This is a genomic window from Deltaproteobacteria bacterium, assembly GCA_030654105.1.
In the GTDB taxonomy this organism is placed as follows: Bacteria; Desulfobacterota; SM23-61; order SM23-61; family SM23-61; genus JAHJQK01.
Genome location: JAURYC010000184.1, coordinates 1 through 7,857 on the forward strand (window position 1 = coordinate 1; position 7,857 = coordinate 7,857).

Genomic DNA, 7,857 nt, shown 5'->3' on the forward strand with positions numbered 1-7,857 from the left:
CCGGGAGATTGCCGAGAAGAATAACCTCGAATGGGTCACTCCGGGACATCCTCTTTTTGAGGCCCTCAGAAGGCACGACCTGAATCTGGCGCAGGAACATCTCGGGAAAGGGGCCTGTTTCTATTCCCTTCAGCATGAGTCTCCCGCCCGGCTGGATTTTTACCGAGCTCGGGTGGTGGACGGCCTTGGCCAAGTGATTCACGAACGCCTCTTTGCAGTGGAAATTGGAGACAATGGTAAATCCCAAATCCAGGACCCCGGCATACTCGGGAATTTCATGCCAACGGATGCCCCACAAAATCCTCCTCCCGTCGCGGTTTCCTCCGAGGCCACCGCATGGCTTAACGAGCATGCGCTCACGCCTTTTCTGGAAGAGGTTCGCGCTGAACGAATTCATGAGATTGAAAACATTGCCGAGCACATAGAGTTTTCCCTGACGGAGCTTTTACAAAAAGCAGACGAAGAGATTGGCCGGGCAGCCTCGGAAGTTGAACAGAAAGTTACCGGAGCGGAGGGGCGCCTGGCCCAGGCTGAAGCACGACATGCCGAACTTCTCGCCCGGCGGGAGAGGCGGCGCCAGGAACTGGGACGCCAAAAGGCCCTCTCGCTTCAAGGAGTAGAGCGAATCACCAGCGTTCTGATTCTGCCCCATCCGGAACGGGAAACACCCGAAATGCGCCGCCTCCGTCCGGATTTAGAGACCGAGGCGGTTGCCATGCGGATAGTCATAGAACATGAGGCTGCCCAAGGCCGCCAGGTTTATGACGTCCATGAGAAGAATCTTGGCTATGATATCACCAGCCTGGATCTGAACTCCGGGGAGCTGCGGCTTATTGAAATCAAAGGGATTGGGGGGGATTCCGGGACGGTCCTGCTGACTCCGAATGAGCGGCGGGTTGCAGAGGACAGGCGAGATTGCTACTGGCTCTATATCGTCACTAACTGCAAGGAGGAACCGAAGCTACAGGATCCGGTTAAAGACCCCGCCCGCCTCAAATGGCACGAAGTGAAGAAAGTTGACCATTATTATCTGTCAGTAGATGCTGTGACTCAACCTATGCAGATACGGGAAGATTTGACAGACTTCAAAGGCCGGGAGGAATGATAACGAATCGAATGGCTGAAAGAGTGAAAAATAGGAAAGCGGAAATGGAAAAGAATGTCGCCGTAATTCCTGTTGAGCGGATCGAGCGATTAATCTTCCTAATTCGTGGCCAGAGGGTGATGCTCGATCGTCATTTAGCCGTTCTTTATGGTGTGTCCACCAAAGTTCTAAACCAGGCGGTCAAGCGAAATAAAGGCAGGTTTCCGGAAGACTTTATGTTTCAATTGACCACCCAAGAAGCAAGAATTTGGTGGGCCGATGTTATGGCACCCCGTTTAAGGTCACAAAATGTGACCTTAAAGCGTGGCCAACACATCAAGTACGCTCCGTATGCGTTCATGGAGCATGGAATATTGATGCTGTCTTCAGTTCTAAATAGCGAACGAGCGGTTCAAGTCAACATCGAAATCATGCGGGCTTTTGTCAGGCTGCGCCAGGTGCTGTCGTCACACAGAGAACTCGCTCGAAAACTGGAGGAGTTAGAACGTCATTTGAAGGATCATGACGGACAAATGCAGGCGATTTTTGATGCGATTCGCCAACTCATGACGCAGCCTAAGGCGGACAGGAAAAAGATTGGCTTTCATCTGAAAGAGCGGCATAGCCCCTATATAGCTAAGGTAAAAAAGAGAAACCCAAATTAACCTCATCAATTCAAATATTATTGTCGTTTGAAACTCTGAATTCGGGGGGAATCAAAGAATATCAAGATTAAAGACCGGACCCCACAGTGCAGGTGGTCGCAAATTGCGACCACATAATCATAGAGGAGATGAGCCTAGGAATATGAAAAGTGAAGTGGCTTTAATACCTGCCCAGCGGATCGAACGGGTGATCTATCTGATTCGCGGACAGAAAGTTATGCTGGACAGAGATTTGGCTCAACTCTACGGTGTTGAGACAAGAGTATTAAATCAGGCAGTTCGTCGGAACAAGGACCGTTTCCCAAATGACTTCATGTTCACATTGACCCGCCAAGAGATTCGGGACTTATCACAATCTGTGATAAGTCCCGGTTTAAAACATGCTCCGAATGTCTTTGCCTTCACAGAGCAAGGTGTGGCCATGTTGTCGAGTGTATTGAATAACCCGAGGGCGATCAAAGTGAATTTAGAAATCATGCGTGCTTTTGTCCGCCTCAGGGGTATGATGACGTCACAAAAAGAAGTGGCAAGAAAACTAGTGGAATTGGAAAAGCACCTTCAAGATCATGATGAGCAGATTCAAACCATTTTTACGGCCATCCGCCAACTGATGGCCCCAAAGGAAACACCAAAAAAGCGAATCGGTTTCCAATTAAAAGAAAAACGGGCTGCTTATTGGGCAAAGGGATGAATGAGAGTTTTAATTATGAAAGAAAAGGCTTTTGTCAAGAATAAAGATTCGATCCCCAGAAACTTGCATCCTTGGCACCTTGGCGCAAGAAAGGAAGTTTTATGGGAAACGCGGAACTCGAAACCCGAAACTTTTTTTGCATGCAAAGACAGAAAAAATCGGTTGAAAGGGAGAAGTGAATATTTTCAACAACGTCCCGGATCATGACTGCTCGCCTCAAATGGCATGAAGTGAAGAAAGTGGATCATTATTATTTGTCAATAGATGCTGTGACCCAGGCCATGGAGGTTCGGGAAAAGCCCTTATCTTATGATGGCCAAGAGAAAAAGGGGTAGTCAATGAAATCCGAGCAAGCGATTGAAAGGCTTCCATCAACCTTTTCTATTTCCGACCTGGAACGTGCATGCCCTTCCATTAGCCGGGGTATGATCCGAGTGATTTTGAACCGCCTGCGAAAAGAACGGAGACTCCTATGCGGGGGAACGGGCCGTAATGCCCTCTGGGAGAAACGTGGTAATAACCACCGAAAACGTGATAATAAACGTGGTAATATACGGTAGAATCATGGAACCATTATTAGGATCACGAAAGAGATAAATGATCCTATTTCATTTTGGGGAGATCCGGAGTGAAAGGCGTGACAATTGCAGCTTGATTGCATGCATCGCTCAGCAAGAAAAAAGGAGCTGGTCACAAATTGTGACCGGTTCAAGAGGCTAAGCAATTAACGTTTTGCCCAGGAAAAGACAGTTTTTGATCCTTGGCTACCCATATGAGATCACTGTTTCATTATAATTTTGGGTTACCCTTATGGCTCAGGCGACATCCTTAATTCCCGCAGAACGAATTGAAAATTCAATCCTACTCATCCGAAAAGAAAAAGTCATACTGGATGAAGATTTAGCATTTCTTTACGGGGTTTCTACGAAGGTTTTGATCCAGGCTGTAAAACGGAATATAGAACGATTTCCTCCAGATTTTATGTTCCAGTTGAGCAAAGAAGAGTTTGCTTTTTTGAGGTCACAAATTGTGACCTCAAAGCTGAAGAGCGGAAGAGGAGGCCGACGCTATCCCCCGTATGCTTTTACCGAAGAAGGTGTAGCCATGTTGTCGAGTGTATTGAATAGTCCAAGGGCGATCAGAGTTAATATCGAGATCATGAGGGCCTTCGTTCGGTTACGAAAACTACTCGCCTCCAATGCTGACCTGGCACGTAAACTGGAAGCATTAGAAAAGAAATACGATGCCCAGGGCAAGGCGATTTTTGATGCGATTCGCCAACTCATGACGCAGCCTAAGGCGGACAGGAAAAAGATTGGCTTTCATCTGAAAGAGCGGCATAGCCCCTATATGGCCAGAGTAAAAAAGAGACACCCAAATTAACCTCACCAATTCAAATATTATTGTCGTTTGAGACTCTGAATTCGGGGGGAATCAAAGAATATCAAAATTAAAGACCCCGCAACGTTTATAGCTGGTGGGGGAGATAGCCAAAATTATGGAGGCAAGCGATGGCAATGAATGATCCCATACTCAAGGCGCTTGAACTGCCTGGTGGCGCACGTTTTTATAAATGCGCTCTTCAAGTTAATCCATTTGAATATTTGCAGAGGCATCAAAAGCAAACAAAGTTTGTTAAAGAAGAGGACTATAATAGCGCCATTATCGATGAATGCAAAAGAAACGGAATCGAGGTTATTGCCGTAACCGACCATTATAGGGTGAAAAGTGGACAGAAGTTGATAAAGGCAGCGCGGGAGGCCGGTATATACGGATTTCCTGGGTTCGAAGCCTTCACGAAAGATGGAGTTCATTTTTTATGCCTTTTCGATCCGGGTGAGTTGGAACGAATGTTCCAAGCTTCCGGACGAATTCAATACGGATTAAAACCTGTTCCGGGAAGCTCTTTGGACAATTTGGATCGCCGCCGTTTGAAGGATTATTTAGGCCGAGTACTTGGATCCTCATATCCTTCTGATGAAAATGCGGCGGAATGGGAACGGCTGTTGCTTAACATGGACCTCCTCATAAAATCAGATGATCTGGTGACTGTAACCATTGATGGTATGCTTCTTTTCGGGAAAAATCCCAAACGCTTCATCCCCCAGTCAGGCATTCGTGCCATCGCTTACCCAGGAGATCATCCAGATTATGCAACCCGTGCCGATCAGGATTTGAAAGGAGCCATGACCCCTTTATTTTCACAAGATGGGGCGATTTTAGAACCCAGTCTTTTAGAATCCAGTCTTGTGGAGCAGGCTCTTGATTTTATAAAACGTAATACGGAGGTGACCGCCCACCTTGAAGGAGGAGCAAGACGGGTGGATCGACCTAGTTATCCTGAAGAAGTCTTGCGAGAGGTAATCGTCAATTCGCTGGTACACCGTGACTACAGCATCGCAGGAACCGATATTTCGTTGAATATTTTTGCCGATCGCCTTGAGGTCCGAAGCCCGGGTCCATTGCCCAACACCGTCACTGTTGATGGATTGAAAGTTGGTCTTCGGTATGCACGCAACCAGACGCTCGTAAATGTAATGCGAGATTATCGGTATGTTGATTTCAGGGGAATGGGCATACGGCAAAAGGTAATCCCAGGAATGTTTGCTCATAACGGCACAGAACCGGATTTCATTGCTGATGAGCGGAGCTTTACCGTTCGCTTGTGGAAGGAAAATCAATCTAGATGATCCCAAAGGAATGTAAACGGCTGGCTGAAGTTGATTTTCCAATTGCTGTGGTCTCAAAACATGCGGCGAGGGAGAAGTCGATTCGGCATGGGCATCCGTCGACGCTCCATCTATGGTGGGCGAGGCGGCCGCTGGCTTCATGCCGCGCAATGCTGCTGGGCCTTTTGCTACCCGATCCGTGCGACCCTCAATGTCCGGGGGATTTCAGAGAGAAGGCGCGTGAATTATTGCCAAAAGTACAAGGAAATGTTGGACCGAAAGATGAAGATTTAAGAAAAGCCCTTCTTTATTTTATCGGTGAATCTTCGAATTGGGATCATTCATCCGATCGAACTTTTCTGGAAGTTGGGAGAGGATTGGTTAAAGCGGCCCACCCCGAAGAAACTCCATTGGTGGTTGATCCTTTTGCTGGTGGAGGGTCAATTCCCCTTGAGGCCCTGAGGCTTGGGTGCGAGGCCTTCGCCAGTGACTTAAATCCTGTCGCATGTTTGATCCTCAAGGTCATGCTGGAGGACATCCCTCGCCATGGGCCAGAGCTGGCCGAAGAACTGCGCAAGGTAGGAAAGGAAATTAAAAAAGCAGCGGAGAAGGAACTTGCTGAATTCTACCCTTCGGACCCAGATGGTTCGAGACCGATGGCCTATCTGTGGGCGCGCACGGTACGATGCGAAGCTCCGAATTGTGGTGCAGAAATTCCGCTTGTACGCTCTTTTTGGCTTTGCAAAAAGGCCAGTCGGAAGAGGGCCCTGCGGCCCATTGTTGATTCTGCATGGGCGGCCCAGCGTGGTCGCCCAGCCCAAGGGCAGGTATCCCGCCAAGGGACCCCTACAACAGCCCTTCGATTTGAAATATTCGAGCCCAAGAGTGATGAAGAAGTGCCGCCCGGCACCGTAACCCGAGCCAAGGCAACCTGCCTCTGCTGCGGTACAGTGCTTTCTCCAGAACGCGTGCGGGCGCAGCTTACGGTTCAGCGGGGCGGAGGCGATGTGATTTTTGATAAAAAAGGAAATCGCAATGGCGGCGCGCGCCTTATGGCTGTTGTAACTCTTAAACCTGTTGAGCAAGGAAGGAATTACCGATTACCAACGGCGCTAGATTATGATGCTGTCCGGAAGGCTCAAATAAAATTGCTGGAAATTGCCTCCACACCACTCCCCAATAGCTTGAGCAGGGTACCCGACGAACCCTTACCTTGGCAACATGGGCACCGTTCGATTGGTTCTCCTCGGGTCTATGGAATGCAAAATTGGGGAGATTATTTTACAGAACGTCAAAAGTTGTCTCTCGAACTCATTAGAGAGATTCTTCAACGAGCAATAAATGAAACCCAGGGAATGGCACCGAGGATAGAACTGCTCGTCTTGACAATATCGAAATTAATAGAGCTTGCTTGCGCAAATTGCAGATGGGAGCCCGTAGCTGAATGTCCCCGTTCAATTTTTACAAGGCATGATTTACCGGCTACATGGGATTTCGCTGAAGGGGTTTGTATTTCAGAATCTAGTGGTAGTTTCAGCCAGGTCCTAGACAATATGGTATCGAATCTTAAGACAATAGGTTCAAATTGGGCTGCGGGACAAATTCAAATAGCAGATGCTTGTGATCTGCCGCTTCCAACCCACTCAGCCAAATTGCTATTCACTGATCCTCCCTATTATGATGCGGTGGCATACGCAGATTTATCCGACTTTTTCTTTGTTTGGCTCAAACGATTTTTGCCGTCCCATCCGCTTTTGCATGACCCGTTTGATCCTTTTAATCCTTTAGTTCCCAAGAAAGAGGAATTAACAGTTACCACCGTCTCCAGCCGGGATGGGGTACCCAAGACTAAAGAATTTTTTGAAAGAGGGATGACACAAGCTTTCGCTGAAGGAAAGCGGATACTATGGGAAGATGGGATGGGTTGTGTAGTATTCGCTCACAAGACGACTGAAGGCTGGGAAGCCCTGCTTAACGCAATGCTGCAGGCAAGGTGGGTTATCACTGCATCATGGCCTGTTACAACAGAAATGGGTCATCGATTTAACGCTCGTGATGTTGCCGCCCTCGCCGCGAGTGTTCATATCATCTGTCGCCCCCGGCCAGAGGAGGCAGCCGTAGGGGATTGGGGCAGTGTTCTCCGCGAACTTCCTGAAAGGGTGGGCGATTGGATAGAACGTCTCCAATCAGAAGGCATTCGCGGGGCGGATCTTGTTTTTGCCTGCATCGGGCCAGCCCTGGAAATCTTCAGCCGCTATTCGAAAGTGGAGACTGCCGAAGGACGCGAGGTTAAGCTGGCTGAGTTTTTGGAGAAAGTCTGGGAGGTTGTTGGTCGTACAGCTCTTGAGCAGATCTTGGGGACCGCCGAGGCCAAAGCCCGGAATGGGCTTGCTGGTGCACTTGAGGAGGACGCCCGTCTGACAGCCCTTTTCCTTTGGACTCTGCAGAGCACCAATGGTGAAGGGAAAAGGCAAAAATGAAGAGATAGAAGAGGAAGCGGAAAGCGAAGATGATGACGAGGAAAAGCCGAAAAAGAAAAAGCCGGGATTTAGCCTGATTTTTGATGTAGTGCGCCGTTTCGCGCAACCCCTTGGGATTCATCTCCCTGAATGGGAAGGCCGCATAATTGAAACTGAAAAGGGGGTAGTTCGACTCCTGTCATTAGCGGAAAGAGCAAACCAGCTTTTCGGGGAAGGAGGAGCACAGGCTGTTGCTGACAAGTTGGAGAGAAGCCGAGAAACTACAGCA

The 7,857-nt window shown here is 48.5% G+C and carries 7 protein-coding genes; all 7 read left to right on the forward strand.

What is annotated here, in order from left to right:
• Positions 1-1,105, forward strand: a 1,105-nt coding sequence (locus Q7V48_07710; GenBank protein ID MDO9210619.1) for a DUF3883 domain-containing protein, incomplete at its 5' end; no start/stop codon positions are given.
• 11 nt (positions 1,106-1,116) lie between these two features.
• Positions 1,117-1,749, forward strand: coding sequence for an ORF6N domain-containing protein (locus tag Q7V48_07715; GenBank protein MDO9210620.1), 633 nt, complete (start codon positions 1,117-1,119; stop codon positions 1,747-1,749).
• A 142-nt stretch (positions 1,750-1,891) separates the two neighbouring features.
• Complete coding sequence (locus Q7V48_07720) at positions 1,892-2,440, forward strand: ORF6N domain-containing protein (protein MDO9210621.1); 549 nt, start codon at positions 1,892-1,894, stop codon at positions 2,438-2,440.
• Positions 2,441-3,250: 810 nt separating this feature from the next.
• A complete protein-coding gene (locus Q7V48_07725; GenBank protein ID MDO9210622.1) occupies positions 3,251-3,823 on the forward strand; it encodes an ORF6N domain-containing protein in 573 nt (190 codons plus the stop codon).
• Between the two features lie 128 nt (positions 3,824-3,951).
• Positions 3,952-5,130, forward strand: coding sequence for an ATP-binding protein (locus Q7V48_07730; GenBank protein MDO9210623.1), 1,179 nt, complete (start codon positions 3,952-3,954; stop codon positions 5,128-5,130).
• Entirely contained in the window at positions 5,127-7,589 is a 2,463-nt protein-coding gene (locus Q7V48_07735) for a DUF1156 domain-containing protein (protein ID MDO9210624.1), read from the forward strand. The genes Q7V48_07730 and Q7V48_07735 overlap by 4 nt, the downstream gene beginning before the upstream one ends.
• Positions 7,564-7,857, forward strand: a 294-nt coding sequence (locus Q7V48_07740; GenBank protein ID MDO9210625.1) for a hypothetical protein, incomplete at its 3' end; no start/stop codon positions are given. The genes Q7V48_07735 and Q7V48_07740, both read left to right, overlap by 26 nt.

What these genes read in the sequence shown, in the direction of transcription:
- Q7V48_07715 (MDO9210620.1), top strand. Translation starts at nt 1,117, where the DNA reads ATGGCTGAAAGAGTGAAAAATAGGAAAGCGGAAATGGAAAAGAATGTC.
- Q7V48_07720 (MDO9210621.1), top strand. Translation starts at nt 1,892, where the DNA reads ATGAAAAGTGAAGTGGCTTTAATACCTGCCCAGCGGATCGAACGGGTG.
- Q7V48_07725 (MDO9210622.1), top strand. Translation starts at nt 3,251, where the DNA reads ATGGCTCAGGCGACATCCTTAATTCCCGCAGAACGAATTGAAAATTCA.
- Q7V48_07730 (MDO9210623.1), top strand. Translation starts at nt 3,952, where the DNA reads ATGGCAATGAATGATCCCATACTCAAGGCGCTTGAACTGCCTGGTGGC.
- Q7V48_07735 (MDO9210624.1), top strand. Translation starts at nt 5,127, where the DNA reads ATGATCCCAAAGGAATGTAAACGGCTGGCTGAAGTTGATTTTCCAATT.